This is a genomic window from Pseudomonas caspiana (assembly GCF_040224095.2).
GTDB classification, from domain to species: domain Bacteria; phylum Pseudomonadota; class Gammaproteobacteria; order Pseudomonadales; family Pseudomonadaceae; genus Aquipseudomonas; species Aquipseudomonas caspiana.
In genome coordinates, this window is sequence record NZ_CP167995.1 from 2911292 (window position 1) to 2928206 (window position 16915).

At 57.4% G+C, this 16915-nt stretch carries 12 protein-coding genes; 2 read left to right on the forward strand and 10 right to left on the reverse strand.

The window, feature by feature from the left end:
* The first annotated feature begins 71 nt into the window (after window positions 1-71).
* The gene (locus ABRP31_RS13360) at window positions 72-3557 is read left to right on the forward strand and encodes an indolepyruvate ferredoxin oxidoreductase family protein (RefSeq protein WP_349969881.1); all 3486 of its coding nucleotides are present in this window, start codon (window positions 72-74) and stop codon (window positions 3555-3557) included.
* A 529-nt stretch (window positions 3558-4086) separates the two neighbouring features.
* Here the strand turns inward: ABRP31_RS13360 and ABRP31_RS13365 are convergent.
* The 10 genes from ABRP31_RS13365 to ABRP31_RS13410 form a co-directional block, all read right to left on the reverse strand.
* Window positions 4087-6048 (reverse strand): acetyl/propionyl/methylcrotonyl-CoA carboxylase subunit alpha, encoded by a 1962-nt coding sequence (locus ABRP31_RS13365; protein ID WP_349969883.1) that lies wholly within the window; start codon window positions 6046-6048, stop codon window positions 4087-4089.
* Complete coding sequence (locus ABRP31_RS13370; RefSeq protein WP_087264469.1) at window positions 6045-6860, reverse strand: gamma-carboxygeranoyl-CoA hydratase; 816 nt, start codon at window positions 6858-6860, stop codon at window positions 6045-6047. Before ABRP31_RS13370 ends, ABRP31_RS13365 begins: the two co-directional genes overlap by 4 nt.
* 13 nt (window positions 6861-6873) lie before the next feature.
* Window positions 6874-8481 (reverse strand): carboxyl transferase domain-containing protein, encoded by a 1608-nt coding sequence (locus ABRP31_RS13375; RefSeq protein WP_349969885.1) that lies wholly within the window; start codon window positions 8479-8481, stop codon window positions 6874-6876.
* Between the two features lie 245 nt (window positions 8482-8726).
* Complete coding sequence (locus ABRP31_RS13380) at window positions 8727-9890, reverse strand: isovaleryl-CoA dehydrogenase (protein WP_349969886.1); 1164 nt, start codon at window positions 9888-9890, stop codon at window positions 8727-8729.
* Window positions 9891-10684: 794 nt separating this feature from the next.
* A complete protein-coding gene (locus ABRP31_RS13385) occupies window positions 10685-11584 on the reverse strand; it encodes a hydroxymethylglutaryl-CoA lyase (RefSeq protein WP_087264466.1) in 900 nt (299 codons plus the stop codon).
* 40 nt (window positions 11585-11624) lie between these two features.
* Window positions 11625-12014: a MerR family DNA-binding transcriptional regulator gene (locus ABRP31_RS13390; protein WP_087264465.1), complete on the reverse strand. Its 390-nt coding sequence runs from the start codon at window positions 12012-12014 to the stop codon at window positions 11625-11627.
* 201 nt (window positions 12015-12215) lie between these two features.
* Window positions 12216-13196 (reverse strand): helix-turn-helix domain-containing protein, encoded by a 981-nt coding sequence (locus ABRP31_RS13395; protein ID WP_349969888.1) that lies wholly within the window; start codon window positions 13194-13196, stop codon window positions 12216-12218.
* A gap of 4 nt (window positions 13197-13200) precedes the next feature.
* Window positions 13201-13743: a cysteine hydrolase family protein gene (locus ABRP31_RS13400; RefSeq protein WP_087264463.1), complete on the reverse strand. Its 543-nt coding sequence runs from the start codon at window positions 13741-13743 to the stop codon at window positions 13201-13203.
* A 122-nt stretch (window positions 13744-13865) separates the two neighbouring features.
* Window positions 13866-14006 (reverse strand): DUF2256 domain-containing protein, encoded by a 141-nt coding sequence (locus ABRP31_RS13405; protein ID WP_087264504.1) that lies wholly within the window; start codon window positions 14004-14006, stop codon window positions 13866-13868.
* 299 nt (window positions 14007-14305) lie between these two features.
* Window positions 14306-15844, reverse strand: a complete 1539-nt coding sequence (locus ABRP31_RS13410; protein ID WP_349969890.1) for a cryptochrome/photolyase family protein — start codon at window positions 15842-15844, stop codon at window positions 14306-14308.
* A gap of 221 nt (window positions 15845-16065) precedes the next feature.
* Here ABRP31_RS13410 and ABRP31_RS13415 point away from each other — a divergent pair, with 221 nt between their 5' ends.
* Window positions 16066-16740: an HAD family hydrolase gene (locus ABRP31_RS13415; protein WP_349969892.1), complete on the forward strand. Its 675-nt coding sequence runs from the start codon at window positions 16066-16068 to the stop codon at window positions 16738-16740.
* Window positions 16741-16915: the final 175 nt, after the last annotated feature.

Consider the following 16915-nt stretch of genomic DNA (forward strand, 5'->3'; position numbering starts at 1 on the left):
TCGCCTGGGTTGAACCTGCCCAGCGAATTAGCCGCCATAACACAGCTCATAAAAATAAAAGGAGCGCCTGAATGTCTTTGGCTGATATTCGTCTTGACGATAAGTACCGGCTCGCGACCGGCAATTTGTACCTGACCGGCACCCAGGCCCTGACACGCCTGCCGATGCTGCAAAAGCAGCGTGATGAGGCGCGGGGGCTGAACACTGCCGGTTTCATTTCCGGCTATCGCGGCTCGCCTCTGGGCAACCTCGACAAGAGCCTGTGGGATGCCAAGGATTACCTGAAGCAGAACGCAATCCACTTCCAGCCGGGCGTCAACGAAGAGTTGGCAGCGACGGCGGTGTGGGGCAGCCAGCAGGTCAATTTGTTTCCAGAAGGCAAGTACGACGGTGTTTTTGCCTTGTGGTACGGCAAAGGCCCCGGTGTCGACCGCTGCGGCGATGTGTTCAAGCACGCCAACTCGGCGGGCGTAGCAGCCAATGGCGGTGTATTGGTGCTGGCAGGGGACGACCATGGCTGCAAGTCGTCGACCATTGCTCACCAGAGCGAACATGCGTTCATCGCGTCAATGATTCCGGTGCTCAACCCTAGCAACGTTCAGGAAATACTTGATTACGGGATCATCGGCTGGGAGCTATCACGCTACAGCGGTTGCTGGGTAGCGATGAAAACCATCGCCGAAAACGTCGACTCATCAGCCGTGGTCGAAGTCGATCCATTGCGCATCACTACGCAGATTCCTGAAGATTTCGACATCCCCGAAGGGGGCCTGCACATTCGTTGGCCGGATCCGCCACTGGCTCAGGAAGCGCGGCTTAACACCTACAAAATCTATGCAGCTCGTGCCTTTGCCCGTGCCAATCAGCTCAACAAGGTCGTGATTGATTCGCCGCAGCCGAGACTGGGCATCGTCACCACCGGTAAATCCTATCTGGACGTGCGCCAGGCGCTGGAGGAACTGGGCATCGATGAATCGCTGTGTGCCCAGGTCGGCATCCGAGTGCTCAAGGTCGGCATGAGTTGGCCGCTGGAGCCGGTCTCGGTCCACGGCTTCGCCGAGGGTCTGGACGAGATTCTGGTCGTCGAAGAAAAGCGCAGCGTGATCGAGGATCAGCTTACTGGCCAGCTGTATAACTGGCCGGTAGATCGCCGTCCGGTGGTGGTTGGCGAGTTTGACGAAGAGGGCCGTTCACTGTTGCCGAACCTCAGTGAACTGACACCTGCGATGATCGCTCGGGTAATTGCCAAGCGTCTTGCGCCGTTTTACAGCAGCGCGAAAATCGACGCGCGTCTGCAGTTTCTGGCAGACAAAGAGAAAGCCCTGCAAGCGCCGTTGTTCAACACCCAGCGTACCCCGCATTTCTGCTCGGGTTGCCCGCACAATACCTCGACCCGTGTTCCGGAAGGCAGTCGCGCACTGGCCGGGATCGGCTGCCATTACATGACCATCTGGATGGATCGGGCCACCGAGACCTTTACGCAGATGGGCGGCGAGGGCGTGACCTGGATTGGTCAGGCACCGTTTACCAACACGCCCCACGTGTTCCAGAACCTCGGCGACGGGACCTATTTCCATTCCGGTCATCTGGCGCTGCGCGCGGCGGTAGCCTCTGGCGTCAACATCACTTACAAAATCCTCTACAACGACGCAGTTGCCATGACCGGCGGTCAGCCGATTGATGGCGTGCTGCGTGTCGATCAGTTAAGTCGTCAGGTATTCAACGAAGGTGTGCAGCGTATTGCGCTGGTGTCGGATGAGCCTGACAAATACCCGAGCCGTGAGGGTTTTGCACCGATCACCAGTTTCCACCATCGCCGCGATCTGGACAGCGTGCAGCGCGAGTTACGTGAGTTTCAGGGCGTTTCGGTGATTATCTATGACCAGACCTGCGCTACGGAAAAACGTCGGCGGCGCAAACGCGGCACTATGAAAGACCTGGAAAAACGTGCGTTGATCAACACCGCTGTCTGCGAAGGCTGTGGCGATTGCGGCGTCAAATCCGGCTGTCTTTCCGTATTGCCCAAAGAGACGGCCCAAGGCCGTAAACGCGAAATCGACCAGAACGCCTGTAACAAGGATTTCAGTTGCGTCGAGGGCTTCTGCCCGAGCTTCGTCACCGTGCATGGCGGCAAACTGCGCAAACCAGCGCTGCCTGCTCAGATACAGAGTTTCGTGACCTTGCCTGAACCGCATCTGCAGAGTCTGGATAAACCGTTCAATATTCTGCTATCCGGCGTGGGCGGTACGGGCGTGACCACCGTGGGTGCCATGCTGGGCTATGCGGCCAATATCGAAGGCAAGGGCTGCAGTGTGCTGGATCAGGCCGGCCTGGCGCAAAAGTTTGGTCCGGTGGTCAGTCACATCCGCATCGCTGCGCGTCAGCAGGATCTGTTTGCAGTGCGCATCCCGGCGGGTGAAGCCAATCTGCTGCTGGGTTGCGACTTGTTGGTGGCAGCAGGGCCGGATGCGATCGCCAAACTCAACTCGACCTTTTCTCATGCCGTGGTCAACAGCCAGCAAACGCCGACAGCGGAATTCACCCGTAACCCGGATGCAGTTTTCCCCGGTGAAGCGATGAAGCAGACGATCCGTGATGCGGTTGGCGCGGAAAAGACTCACTTCATCGAAGCGACGGATCTGGCGATTCGCTTGCTCGGCGATACCATCGCCAGCAACCTGTTCATGCTGGGTTATGCCTTCCAGTTGGGCTTCATCCCGCTCAGTTCGGCAGCGATCGAGAAAGCCATTGCACTTAATGGTGTAGCGGTCGAGCTCAATCAACAGGCTTTCCTGTGGGGCAGGCGTGCGGCGCATGATCTGGGCGCGGTGCAAGCGATTGCTCATCCTCAGGAGCAAATCGTTGAAACGCCACAGCCTGTTGATATGGCGCAACGCATCAAAGCCAATATTGCTGCACTGACCGATTACCAGAACGCTGCTTACGCTGAACGCTATGCGCGCCTGGTGGAAAACGTTCGGCAAACCGAGGCGCGCTTGTTCCCCGGCCAATCGTCGGTGCTGACTGAGGCAGTGGCATTCAATCTGTTCAAGGTGCTGGCGTACAAGGACGAGTACGAAGTAGCGCGGCTTTACAGCAACGGTGATTTCACCCGGCAGTTGCAGGCGCAATTTGAAGGTGATTACCGGCTGGAGTTTCATCTGGCGCCGTCCTGGCTGGCCAAGCGTGACAAGCAGACGGGAGAGCCTCGTAAACGCAGTTTCGGGCCTTGGATGCTCAAGGCGTTTGGTGGGCTGGCGAAACTGAAGTTCTTGCGGGGTACAGCCTTTGATCCATTCGGGCGTAGTCTGGAGCGTCAGCAGGAGCGTGAGTTGATCGATGCTTACATCAGCGATGTTGAATTGATCCTGCTCAATCTCAATGCCATGAATCGTCACACTGCACTGGAGCTGGCGCGCTTGCCAGAGAAGATTCGCGGCTACGGTCACATCAAGGAACGCGCCATGAAAGCTGCGGCGCTGCATGCCGAGCGGGTGCGGCATAGCCTGGTGACGGGCGAAGTGGCGGCGCCGAAGTTGTTTGAGGTGGTGGCTTGAGTCTTTTTTAGCCTTTGGCTTCAGGGTGGATGTTACGGGCCAGCGCTGCTTGCATTATTTGCGGGAGCAGGGCTTGCCCGTGAGGCAGACTCCACGGTGTTGCAGGTGAACCGGGTTGCCCATATCGCGGGCAAGCCCGGCTCCCACAGGGTTATGTGCTGTCTGCGCAATAGCGTGTAGTCAGTCTTGCTTTGCCGTTCTGAATTCAGTCGTGCAATTCAGAAATGCTTTGGCAGGAGATCGCTGCATGTAGGAGCAGGGCTTGCCCGTGAAGCAGGCTCCACGGTGTTGCAGGTGAACCGGGTTGCCCATATCGCGGGCAAGCCCGGCTCCCACAGGGTTATGTGCTGTCTGCGCAATAGCGTTTAGTCAGTCTTGCTTTGCAGTTCTGAAGTCAGTCGCGCAGTTCAACAATGCTTTGGCAGGAGATCGCTGCATGTAGGAGCAGGGCTTGCCCGTGAGGCAGACTCCAGGGTGTTGCAGGTAAACCGGGTTGTCGTTATCGCGGGCAAGCCCGGCTCCCACGTCGTCATTCAGCCAGCGCTTCAATTTCCACCAGCACTGCACCCTCGCTCACCATATCTCCCTCGCTGCAATGCACGGCGGTCACTACTCCGGCCTTGTCAGCGCGGATGCTGTGTTCCATTTTCATCGCTTCCAGCACCACCAGTTGCGTACCGGTTTCGACACTCTGGCCGACTTCAACCAGAATCCGCACGATGCTGCCGTTCATGGGGGCGGTCAGTCCGCCTTGGGAGGCTTGACTGGCGTCTGCTGCGGCGATCGGATTGAAGCGTTTGATTGCATGCAGGTCACCGGCCCATTTCAGGTACAGGGTGTCATCGCGACGCAGCGCGAGGTGTTGCTGGCGCAGGCCGTTTTGCTCAATCAGCAAATGATCGCCAATCAGTTGAGTCAGCGCTGTGCTGTCACCGCGCAGTTTGACGGTATGCTCCTGACCATCGCAGGTCAGATGCAGATCCACTTCATTGGCCATACCAAAGCGCATCCCGGTCATCGAGGACCAAGGCGAGTGGGCATCGTCCTGACGCACGCGCGCAGGTTCGCTCTGACTGAATGCCGCAGCGGCCGCCTGCCAGAATTCGTCCGACAATGGCGCAGGGCGTGGTAACAACTGCGCCTGATGACGCGGAATGAAGCCGGTATCCAGCTCTGCTGCCGCAAACGCTGAATGGCCGATGATCCTTCGCAGAAACGGCAGGTTGGTTTTGACCCCACCCACAACGAACTCATCAAGCATGGCCAGCAGCCGCAAGCGCGCCTGCTCACGGTCTTCCCCCCAGGCAATCAGCTTGCCAAGCATCGGATCGTAGAACGGCGAGATGCTGTCGCCCTGAGCCACGCCACTGTCTACCCGGCGCCCGACACCGGCCGAGCTTTCGCGATAAAGCGCCAACGTGCCGGTTGCAGGCAGGAATTCATTATCGGGGTCTTCGGCGTACAACCGCACTTCGATGGCGTGCCCCATCAACGGTACTTGCTCCTGAGTCAGCGGCAGCACCTGGCCTTGAGCGACTCGCAACTGCCATTCCACCAGGTCCAGACCGGTAATGGCTTCGGTTACGGGATGTTCAACCTGCAAGCGGGTGTTCATTTCCATGAAGAAAAACTCGCCTCGGGCATCCAGCAGAAACTCGACCGTCCCGGCGCCGACATAGCCAATGCTCTGCGCCGCTTTGACCGCAGCTTCGCCCATGGCCTTGCGCAATTGCGGGCTGAGACCCGGAGCGGGAGCTTCTTCGACGACCTTCTGATGGCGACGCTGGATCGAGCAGTCGCGTTCATTGAGATACAGGCAGTGACCGTGTTGATCGGCAAACACCTGAATCTCCACATGACGAGGTTTGAGCAGGTATTTTTCGACCAGCATGCGCGAGTCGCCAAACGATGAAGCTGCTTCCCGCTGCGCCGAAGCCAGTGCGTCGGATAAATCCTCTACGCGCTCAACAACCTTCATGCCTTTGCCGCCACCGCCTGCGGTGGCCTTGAGCAGTACCGGGTAACCAATCCGCTCGGCGGCATCGCGAAACGTCGCCAGATCCTGAGCCTCGCCATGGTAGCCCGGTACCAGCGGCACGCCAGCCTGTTCCATCAGCGATTTGGCCGCGGACTTGCTGCCCATTGCATCAATGGCCGAGGCGGGCGGGCCGAGGAAAATCAGGCCAGCGCTTTCAACGGCCCGGGCGAATTCGGCATTTTCAGAAAGAAAGCCATAGCCGGGATGGATAGCTTGAGCTCCGCTGGCAAGGGCTGCGGCGATCAATCTGGAGATTTGCAGGTAACTGTCGGCAGCTTTGCTACCACCCAAGTTAACCTTGATGTCTGCTTCGCGGGTATGGCGGGCATCACGGTCTGTTTCGCTGTGAACTGCAACCGTAGTCAAGCCAAGGTTTTTCGCGGTGCGCATGATGCGGCAGGCAATCTCACCACGGTTGGCGATCAACACAGTCGTCAAAGTAGAGGCGCTCATGGACGGGGCTCCTTGGGCTGTTCGGTCTGCCAGGCGGGTGGGCGCTTGTCCAGAAAGGCGCGCAGACCTTCCTGGCCTTCGCCACTGGTGCGAATTCGTGCGATGGCATTTTCGCAATAGCGGCGCAGGGCTGGGGTCAGTGCGCCGTTACCCACCTCGCGCAGCAGGTCCTTGCTGGCACGCATGGCTTGTGGGCTGTTCAGTAGCAGGTTTTCGGTCCACTTACGGACCTGTTGTTCCAGCTCCTCCGGCGGGTAGCACTCGGCAATAAGGTCGATCTCTCGGGCGCGCACACCGTCAAATCGCTCGGCGGTGAGCGCGTAACGGCGGGCAGCACGTTCGCCGATGGCCTGAACCACAAACGGGCTGATCACCGCCGGAGCAAGACCAATGCGCACCTCAGACAGACAGAACTGCGCATTGATGGCGCCGATGGCCATGTCGCAGCAACTGATCAGACCGAGTGCGCCGCCGAATGCTGCGCCTTGTACCACCGCCAGGGTTGGAATCTTGAGTTTGGCGAGGTTGTACATCAACTCGGCCAGTTCGCGGGCATCATCCAGATTGGTGTTGTAATCGAGGTTGGCAGACTGCTGCATCCAAGCCAGGTCCGCGCCGGCGCTGAAGTGCCTGCCACGGCCGCGTATCAGCAGAAAGCGCAGGCTGGCATCGGCCTGAACCGCGTCCAACGCGAGGATCAGCTCGCGGATCATTTGTGCATTGAACGCGTTGTTTTTCTCCGGTCGGTTAAGCCAGAGCGTGGCGTAGCCCTGTGGGTCACGCAGCAGTTCTACGGTTTGAAAGTCAGTCATGAGCGTTTCCTGATCACATGCGGAACAGGCCGAAGGTCGTCGGCTCGATGGGCGCATTCAGCGAGGCGGAGAGGGCGAGTCCAAGGATGTCCCGGGTTTGTGCCGGGTCGATTACTCCGTCATCCCACAGCCGGGCGCTGGAGTAATACGGGTGCCCCTGATGTTCGTACTGGTCGAGGATCGGTTGTTTGATAGCGGCCTCCTGGCTGGCACTGAACGGCTCGCCGCTGCGCTCGGCCTGTTCGCGTTTGACCTGAACCAGCACGCCCGCAGCCTGCTCGCCACCCATCACGCCGATCCGCGCATTGGGCCACATCCACAGAAACCGGGGATCGTAGGCGCGTCCGCACATACCGTAATTGCCCGCACCAAAGCTACCGCCGATGATCACGGTGAATTTCGGTACTTTGGCGCAGGCCACCGCCGTGACCAGTTTGGCCCCGTGTTTGGCGATGCCGCCCGCTTCGTATTTCTGTCCGACCATGAAGCCGGTGATGTTTTGCAGAAACAGCAGCGGAATTCCGCGCTGGCAGGCCAGCTCGATAAAGTGCGCGCCTTTTTTCGCCGCTTCGGCGAACAGAATGCCGTTATTGGCGAGGATCGCGACCGGGTAGCCGTGCAACCTGGCGAACCCGCATACCAGCGTGGTGCCAAACAGCGCTTTGAACTCGTCGAACACCGAGCCATCCACTAGCCGGGCAATCACTTCACGGACATCAAAAGGCTGTTTGGCGTCGGCAGGAATGATCCCGTACAACTCGTCAGCAGCGTACAGGGGGGCGGTTGGGGACTCGCTGTTCAACGCGCCGAGCTTGCGCCAGTTCAGATTGGCGATACTGCGGCGTGCCAACTCCAGCGCGTGCTCATCGTTATCGGCGTAATGATCGGCAACCCCGGAAGTGCGGCAATGCACATCTGCACCTCCCAAGTCTTCAGCGCTGACCACTTCGCCTGTTGCAGCCTTTACCAAGGGTGGGCCGGCGAGAAAGATCGTGGCCTGCTGGCGGACCATGATCGCTTCATCGGCCATGGCCGGTACATAAGCGCCGCCTGCGGTGCACGAGCCCATCACAACGGCGATCTGCGGGATGCCTTGGGCACTCATGTTGGCCTGATTGAAGAAGATCCGTCCGAAGTGCTCGCGATCCGGAAACACTTCATCCTGACGCGGCAAGTTCGCGCCGCCGGAATCCACCAGGTAAATGCACGGCAGGCGGTTCTGCTGGGCAATGGTCTGTGCTCGCAGATGCTTTTTGACCGTGAGCGGGTAATACGAGCCGCCTTTGACGGTGGCGTCGTTGGCGATAATCATGCATTCCACGCCTTCGACGCGGCCAATACCGGCAACTACCCCGGCGGCAGGCACGTCTTCTTCATAGACCTGCAGTGCGGCCAGTTGACCGATTTCAAGAAAGGGCGAACCGCTATCGAGCAGCCGATTGATCCGATCCCGTGGCAGTAATTTGCCCCGTGACGTGTGGCGCTCCTGAGCTTTCGGTCCACCGCCTTGCTGAATGTTGGCGAGCAGGCTGCGCAGGGCGATGACTTGCTCCAGCAGGCTGGCGCTGTTGCTGGCGAATTCGGCAGAGCGGGTATTGATGCGGGTTGGGAGGGTGGTCATGGCTACTCCGGGCTTTCTTTTGCGCGCTATTAACGATAGCGGGGTGCGTCTTGCAATGGTGCCTCATGCATCGCGGGCAAGCCTCGCTCCCACAAGAGATCGTATTTCAGTTCAAGTTGATCAGTGCATACAGCCCCTGACTCACTTGAACTGAAATGCAGTTCAATGTGGGAGCGGTGCTTGCCCGCGATGCCTGAGACGCAGTGGCAAGAAGCACCACTTTGTTGTTTATCAGGCGACTGCAGTCATCGGGACTCATTGAACAATTCACGTCCAATCAACATCCGCCGGATTTCGCTGGTGCCTGCGCCAATTTCGTAGAGCTTGGCGTCGCGGAGCAGTCGTCCGGCCGGGAATTCGTTGATGTAGCCGTTACCGCCCAGAATCTGGATCGTTTCCAGAGCCATTTGCGTTGCCCGCTCTGCGCTATAGAGAATGACCCCGGCTGCGTCCTTGCGTGTGGTCTCGCCACGTTCGCAGGCTTGCGCCACGGCATACAGGTAAGCGCGGCTCGCGTTTAGTTGGGTGTACATGTCGGCGACTTTGCCCTGGATCAACTGAAACTCGCCGATGCTCTGGCCGAACTGTTTACGGTCATGGATATAGGGAACGACCACATCCATGCAGGCTTGCATGATGCCGGTCGGTCCACCGGCCAGGACGACGCGTTCGTAATCCAGGCCGCTCATCAGCACCTTTACGCCACCATTCAGCACGCCCAGCAGGTTCTCTTCTGGAACTTCTACATCATCGAAAAACAGTTCGCAGGTGTTCGAACCTCGCATACCCAGCTTGTCGAACTTGTTGCCGCGGGAAAAACCTTTCCAGTCCCGCTCGACGATAAACGCGCTGATGCCATGAGCCGCCTTTTCAAGATCGGTCTTGGCATAGATCACATAAGTATTGGCATCCGGACCGTTGGTGATCCAGGTCTTGCTGCCATTGAGGACAAAGCGGTCGCCGCGTTTGTCGGCGCGCAGCTTCATCGAAACCACGTCGGAACCTGCGTTGGGTTCGCTCATGGCCAGCGCACCGACATGTTCACCGCTGATGAGGAAGGGCAGGTACTTCGCCTTCTGCACGGTGGTGCCGTTGCGATTGATCTGATTCACGCAGAGGTTTGAATGCGCGCCGTAAGACAGTGCAACAGACGCCGAGCCGCGACTGATCTCTTCCATGGCCACCACGTGGGCGAGATAACCCAGCCCAGCGCCGCCGTATTCCTCGTCCACCGTGATGCCCAGCAGACCCATGTTGCCAAACTTGCGCCACAAGTCCGCAGGGAACAGGTTGTCTTTATCAATCTGCGCAGCCCGCGGGGCGATTTCAGCGGCAACAAACGACTGCACCTGGTCACGCAAAATATCAATGGTTTCGCCCAGAGCGAAGTTCAGGCTGGGATAACTCATGGTTAGCGTTCCTTGTTATTTTTGGAAGAGTCGCTATGACCTTTACGTTAACGTAAACCTGTAGCCGGAGGCGTGTCAATCAGCGGCTGCAAACGGGTGGGTTTGTCTGAATTGAAATACTTTCTGTAGGAGCGCACGAGCATCGCGAGGCCGCGATAGCTGTGTATCAGACAGCCGCCATCGCTGCCTCTCGGTGCTCGTGAGCTACTACAGACCGAGTTTTCCGCCTAAAACCCCAACCCCCAGACAGCACGAAGGGGAGCCTGGGCTCCCCTTCAAGGTATTTCGCGATGCTCTTTTTTATTGTTGGGCGGCCTGTTGTTGTTTTTGGTGGCCGTACCCTTACCGCTGTTTTAAGCGATCCCATTAGGGATCAAGAGCAAACGTATTTTTTTGAGCGCTGATGCGGCTTCTATCTCATCGATCCAACCAGGTCTGGCGCTACCTCAGGGTAGTTTTGTTGTTCTTTCGCCCGGTTGCGAGGATCTCTTGCAAGCCCCTCAGAAAAGCTATCCACTCCAAAAAAATCTGTTAGCTGCGCCTCTGTCCGTGTTGTTTTTGTTATGTCAGAGCCGATACGTCTTGTTTTTATTGGGTTACTGCACATTTTTATTCTTGTTGTACTGAAGATATAGCAGGAGGCGTGCCAGTTTTCCAAAACCCTTTAAAAACAAGGAACTAGTGAAAAAGGCTAACGGGGCATACGGTGCAAAGCCATGGCAATTGTTTCCGTGTTACCCGTTTCTTCCTGCGAACTGAGAGTAGGGTAACACTCTGTGACAACATGTCGCACCTCAGGCCGACAGGCGTGCCTTGGCTACCCTCGAGCCATTGGTCTTACCCAGCACCTGGCAAATGCGCTGACCAGCATTGATCAGTCGATCCAGATCAACCCCGGTTTCAATCCCCAGCCCATCAAGCATGTAGAGCACGTCTTCGCTGGCGACATTGCCGCTGGCACCTTTTGCATAGGGGCAGCCACCGAGCCCGGCGACCGAACTGTCGAACACGTGAATGCCTTCCAGCAGGCTGGCGTAGATGTTGGCCAGGGCCTGGCCGTAGGTATCGTGAAAATGCCCGGCGAGTTTGCCTCGGGCGATGCGCCCTGCGACAACATCGAACAACTCACGGGTTTTAGTGGGGGTACCCACGCCAATGGTGTCGCCGAGTGATATCTCATAGCAGCCCATGGCAAGTAGCTCATTGGCCACCGCGGCGACTTGTGCGGGCGCGACCTTGCCGTCATACGGGCAGCCCAGTACGCAGGAGACATAGCCGCGCACCTGCATCCCATGCAAGCGAGCAGCTTCCATGATCGGCGCGAAGCGCTCCAGGCTTTCATTGATTGAGCAATTGATGTTGCGCTGTGAGAAGGCTTCAGAGGCTGAGGCAAACACAGCGACCTCTCTGACCCCAGCGGCAAGGGCATCTTCGAAGCCGCGAAAATTTGGAGTCAGCGCTGCGTAGGTCACCTTGTCGTTGCGCTGGATATTGGCAAATACATCTCCAGAACCGGCCATTTGAGGCACCCACTTGGGTGAGACAAAACTACCGACTTCGATGTAGCTCAGACCAGTCGCCGACAGCTCGTCAACCAGTCGCACTTTGTCCGCAACGCTGATGGGGTTGGATTCATTCTGCAAGCCGTCGCGCGGCCCCACTTCTACAAGGCGCACTTTTTCAGGTAATGGCATGTCCGGCTCCTTCTCGAAAGATTCGAGAATAAGTCTTCAATTAATTGATTTTTATTGTTTTATCGAGCGCCAGCTTGCAGCGCTCCTCGGCCGCGTCCAGTTCCAGCTGCATGTGCTGGATGTCCAGCATTTGCTGTTCCAGCTGTGTGCGGCGTTCGCCGATTTTGCCGAGCATGGTGTGAAGTTGTTTGTGGTTACCGCCGGCGGGGTCGTATAGCTCGATCAGTTCGCGGCATTCCGCCAGGGAAAAGCCGATGCGCTTGCCTCGCAGAATGAGCTTGAGCGTCACCTTGTCACGGGCCGAGTAGATGCGTTCCAATCCACGTCTTTCAGGAGCGAGCATGCCTTGCTCTTCGTAGAAGCGAATTGCCCGGGTAGTGATATCCAGCTCGCGGGCGAGGTCGGAGATGCTGTAGGTCTGGCTGGTCATGAACGCGCTCGGCGGGGAAACAGAGGTTTAACCTAAGGTTCCCTTTACGTATACGTCAAGCAAGAAATCTTGCGCGCTCAAGCATGGGCTGTCCAAGGCCGCGTATGGGGCAATAGAACCGCGCTTGTGAAATGATCAGCACCCGAAAATGCAGCGATGCTCACCCGGGAGTGAGTTTCTGGATAAATGAGCGTGGCCAGATCATCGCCCAAGAGAGCGGCTGTCCGATGGCGGAGCAGTTTCATACTTGCCCCAGATGCGCCGCAGATGCCGGGCAGAACCAAAGCCTGAGCGTTCCGCGATGGTTTCCATATCAAGGGTCGATTGGGCCAGCAGCTCGCGGGCGACACTCACGCGCAGTCGGTGCAAGTAATCGAGCGGGCTGATGCCCGCGTGCTCACTGAACAACCGCGCCAGATGTCGGCTGCTGGTGCAGGCCAGGCTCGCCATTCGGGTGACAGTCCAGTCTTCGCAAGGCGCCGCACTCAGGGCGTCCTGCACACGATGCAATGCGGGGTGCAAGTGGTTACGACCGCTCACCCAGGCTGACAGTTGCGGGTCCGCGCCGCCTCTACGCTGATAAACCACCATATCCCGTGCCACCGCGCAGGCCAGCTGCGGCCCTGCCAGTTCGGCTACCCAGTGCAACATCAGGTCTATGCCCGCGGTGACACCAGCGCTGCAACTGATCGGACCATCAGTGACATAAAGCCGGTTTTCCAGCACGCGCGCCGTGGGTGCGATGGCTTGTAGCGTCTCGCATAGCGAGTGGTGAGTGGTGCACTGACGACCGTCAAGCAGACCCGCTTTCGCCGCAATCAATGCACCCGCGCAGATGCACACCAGTTGTGCGCCTGAAGGTGCGAACACCCGTCGCAGCCAGTCCGTAACGACATTACTGGCGGCTTCGAACTCCATCAAACGCGCGGAGGGCGCAGTCGTTGTAGAGCCGACCAACACGACCATGGTTTCTGGCGTCAGGGTTTCCGGCAGGGGCGGCAAACCGGAAAGAGGCAGACCAATTGAGGATTGCAGGGAGGCGACCGGGCTGACGTACTGCAGGTCAAAATCCAGTGCGGTTTCGCTTTCACTTTGCCCCGCAAGGCGCAGCACTTCGGCCGGTCCTGCCAGATCAAGCATCAACACGTTGGGCAGCAGCACAAACAGCACCGGAATGGTCATCGTTTCAACCTGCAAGCGCCTGAGCAACGGTGACGATTCGTGCGAAGCGATCTTCCAACACCAACTCGGTACGTTCACGAATCTCTGCCGGGCTGAAGGTGCGGCCACTGCGTGCGTGGGTCATCGCAAAAGTCAAAGTCGCCTCACTGACGAAGTCCACGGTAAAGCCAGTGTCTGAGGCCTGCCGGGTGGTGGTTTCACAACATTGCTCAGTGCGAATGCCGCTGATGATCAGGGAATTGATGTTTCGTGCCCTCAACCAGGCGGCCAGCGGCGTACCAGCGAGCGCGCTGTGAACGCGTTTGTGAATGACCAGATCAGGGTTGATGGACAATTCGTCCAGGGTTTTCACATTTCCTGAGGCCAGGGAGAAGTGTCCCTGCTCCTCTACGTGAAAGACTTGTATCACAGGGATGCCTTGCTGGACACACCCGTCAATGAGCGTCTGTTGGTTTTTCAGGTAAATCGGCAGGTCAGTTTCGGACCAGTAGTCGGAGTGTCGAAACGAATGCTGCACATCAATGACGATCAGGGCTTTATTGCTCATGGTCTGTGTCCAAGGCTATGAAAATGGCGGTCAACAGACGCCATGGTAAGCACAGATCAGAGGTGGCGACAGACACTGATTGGACGCGAGCAGGACGATTCAGGACATGTTACGTGTGTGGATCAAGTCTGGGCGTGCTTGTTGCGTCGACAGCGCTCCGAACAATATCGGACCTCATCCCAGCAGCGCGCCCACTTCTTGCGCCATGTGAAAGGCAACCCGCAGACGGCGCAGGTTTTTACGGGCAGTTCACTCTTTTTCAATGTGTTCCCTGTCATAGGAATGCAACCAGCGGATTTGGAGTACTTGTCTGTAGAACTCGCAAACTTCGCGAGGCCGCGATGGCGGTCCATCTGATACACCGCTATCGCGGCCTCGCGGTGCTCGTGCGCTCCTACAGGTATTGTTGCCCGTTAACCCTGTAGGAGTGAACGTGTTCGCGAGGCGCCAGCAAATCCACCACGCAATCACCTGACGCAACGCGTCGCCAACACGTTAGCTCCAACAAATCTACTGTTTGACGCAAGACAACGCAGTGTCAGGCTTAACAAGCGATCTGATTTCAAATCAACTCACCCGCATCCAGCTTGGCGAGCAATAGCTCTCCTCGTTGCCAGAGCGCTTCCTGCTTGGCTTCAGGCATGCGGTCGAGGTTTTTGTACAACATGCCCATGCGCTGATTGCCGCGCAGAAGGTTGCTGTGAAGCATGAGGAAGTGCCAGTAAAGCGAATTGAAAGGGCAGGCATTATCAGCAGTGCTTTCAGTCACTTTATAGGCGCAGTCACCACAGTAGTTGGACATGCGTTTGATGTACTGACCGCTGGCGCAGTAAGGTTTGGAGCCGAGATAACCGCCATCGGCATGCATGACCATGCCCAATGTATTGGGTAGCTCGACCCAATCGAACGCATCCATGTAGATCGCCAGATACCACTCACAGATCTGCGGCGGCGCAATACCGGCAAGCAGCGCGAAGTTGCCTGTCACCATCAGCCGCTGAATGTGATGCGCGTAGGCATATTCCAGGCTTTGGCCGATGGCCTGACTCATGCAGTTCATCCTGGTTTTGCCGGTCCAGTAGAACTCTGGCAGTGGCCTGCTGTTACCGAAAGCGTTGCCACTGGCGTAGTCCGGCATCTTCAGCCAATACACACCGCGTACATATTCGCGCCAGCCAATCAGTTGCCGGATAAAGCCTTCGGCGGCATTCAAGGCGATCCTGCCCGACCAGTACGCCGACTCCACATCGCTGCACAGTTGGCGCAGATCCAGCAGGCCGATATTCAAGGCGGCACTGATGCGAGCGTGAAACAGGAAGGGCTCGTTGCTGGCCATTGCGTCCTGATAGTCGCCGAAACCGGCCAGCCCATAATCCAGAAAATACTCCCACAGTGACTGGGCTTCAGCGTGCGTGACTGGATAATCAAAGCTGTCCAGAGCACCGTAGTGGCTGGAGAACTTTTCTCGAACCAGCGTTATGACTTCCTGAGTGATCGCATCGGTAGAAAAACGTGCCGGGTAGGGCGCACGTACGTTCTTGGGCAGTGCCTTGCGGTTTTCGGCGTCAAAGTTCCAGGCCCCGCCGACCGGGGTACCGTCGCCATTGATCAATAACCGGCTTTTGCGGCGCATCTCGCGATAGAAGAACTCCATACGCAACTGCTTTTTGCCTTGTGCCCAATTGGAGAACTCTGCACGACTGCACAGAAAACGCGTGTCGCTGTGCCACTGAATCGGCAAATCACACGCCCTGATAGATTGCTCAAGACGCCAGTCACCGGTCTCCGTCAAGTGCAACTCTTCAGGCTGCAGCAACGAGTGCCACCGATGTAACTCGCCAGGCACCGAGCCGGTGTTCTGCGGGTCATCGAGTCTGACGTAGTGCACATGAAAGCCTCGCGCTTCCAAGGCCTGCGCAAAGTGCCGCATGGCACTGAAGATCAGAATGATTTTTTGCGGATGGTGGGGCACATGGGTGGCTTCCTCCATGACCTCGACCATCAACACCACATCACGCTCGGCGTCCAGTTTGGCCAGCGAGGCAAGGTCAAAGGACAACTGGTCGCCCAGAACCAGACACAGTCGGCGATGGTCGCTCATCAATCTATTTCTCTGTTCAACACGTCTTTTCCTTTGAGAGGAGGCCGAACTGCGCAAAATACCTGTACCAATGTAAATTCTTGTACAAGTATTTCATAGGTTTTTGTGCGCATGGCCGTTCAGCGCATTCGTGAGAGGAACTGAAGAAAAACCGAACACCTCGGTTTGCAGGCACTCGAAAAAAGTAGACGTCGATTCAAACTCATTAAAGGAACAACCTCATGCGACCACAAACCTCCTTCATCTTCGATCTGGACGGCACGCTCACCGATAGCGTTTATCAAAACGTTGCGGCCTGGAAAGAAGCGCTGGACGCTGAGGATATTCCTCTCGCGATGTGGCGCATTCACCGCAAGATCGGTATGAGTGGCGGATTGATGCTCAAGACTTTGTCTAGAGAGACCGGCCTGGAAATCAGCGAAGCGCAAGCCAAACGACTCAGCGAAAAGCACGCAGATGCCTACGAGCGGCTCCAGGGTCAGATCATCGCGTTGCCTGGCGCGATAGAGCTGCTTGACGCGCTCAGCCAGGACAACCTCAAGTGGTGTATTGCGACTAGCGGCGGTATCGACACCGCGACGATCAATCTGAAAGCGCTGAAACTGGACATCAACGAGATCAACATTATTACCCGCGATGACGTGAAGTACGGCAAACCCGACCCGGATCTGTTCCTGGCTGCGGCGCACAAACTGGATGCACCTATTGATGAGTGCCTGGTAATTGGCGATGCCATCTGGGACATGCTCGCCGCGCGCCGCTGCAAAGCAACGGGCATCGGCTTGCTGTCGGGCGGTTATGACATTGCAGAACTTGAGCGGGCAGGGGCTTTGCGCGTGTATGAGGACCCGCAAGACTTGCTAGAGCACCTGGATGAAATCGCGTCGCGGCCTTAAGGGTTACACACCACTATCTCGACCGTTGTAAGGTTCTCCCGGCTAAAGCCGGCCCTACGGTCACCCCTTAATTAAACGCATCCCTGTAGGAGTGAGCTTGCTCGCGATAGCAATGTGGCAGTCAAAAAGTCTCGTTTGATAAAACGCTATCGCGAGCAAGCTCATTCCTACAGAT

Excerpts from the sequence above, each read along its gene's own strand:
- ABRP31_RS13380 (WP_349969886.1), bottom strand. The coding sequence starts at position 9,890 with ATGAGTTATCCCAGCCTGAACTTCGCTCTGGGCGAAACCATTGATATT.
- ABRP31_RS13395 (WP_349969888.1), bottom strand. The coding sequence starts at position 13,196 with ATGACCATTCCGGTGCTGTTTGTGCTGCTGCCCAACGTGTTGATGCTT.
- ABRP31_RS13400 (WP_087264463.1), bottom strand. The coding sequence starts at position 13,743 with ATGAGCAATAAAGCCCTGATCGTCATTGATGTGCAGCATTCGTTTCGA.
- ABRP31_RS13390 (WP_087264465.1), bottom strand. The coding sequence starts at position 12,014 with ATGACCAGCCAGACCTACAGCATCTCCGACCTCGCCCGCGAGCTGGAT.
- ABRP31_RS13410 (WP_349969890.1), bottom strand. The coding sequence starts at position 15,844 with ATGAGCGACCATCGCCGACTGTGTCTGGTTCTGGGCGACCAGTTGTCC.
- ABRP31_RS13385 (WP_087264466.1), bottom strand. The coding sequence starts at position 11,584 with ATGCCATTACCTGAAAAAGTGCGCCTTGTAGAAGTGGGGCCGCGCGAC.
- ABRP31_RS13370 (WP_087264469.1), bottom strand. The coding sequence starts at position 6,860 with ATGACTGACTTTCAAACCGTAGAACTGCTGCGTGACCCACAGGGCTAC.
- ABRP31_RS13415 (WP_349969892.1), top strand. The coding sequence starts at position 16,066 with ATGCGACCACAAACCTCCTTCATCTTCGATCTGGACGGCACGCTCACC.
- ABRP31_RS13365 (WP_349969883.1), bottom strand. The coding sequence starts at position 6,048 with ATGAGCGCCTCTACTTTGACGACTGTGTTGATCGCCAACCGTGGTGAG.
- ABRP31_RS13360 (WP_349969881.1), top strand. The coding sequence starts at position 72 with ATGTCTTTGGCTGATATTCGTCTTGACGATAAGTACCGGCTCGCGACC.
- ABRP31_RS13375 (WP_349969885.1), bottom strand. The coding sequence starts at position 8,481 with ATGACCACCCTCCCAACCCGCATCAATACCCGCTCTGCCGAATTCGCC.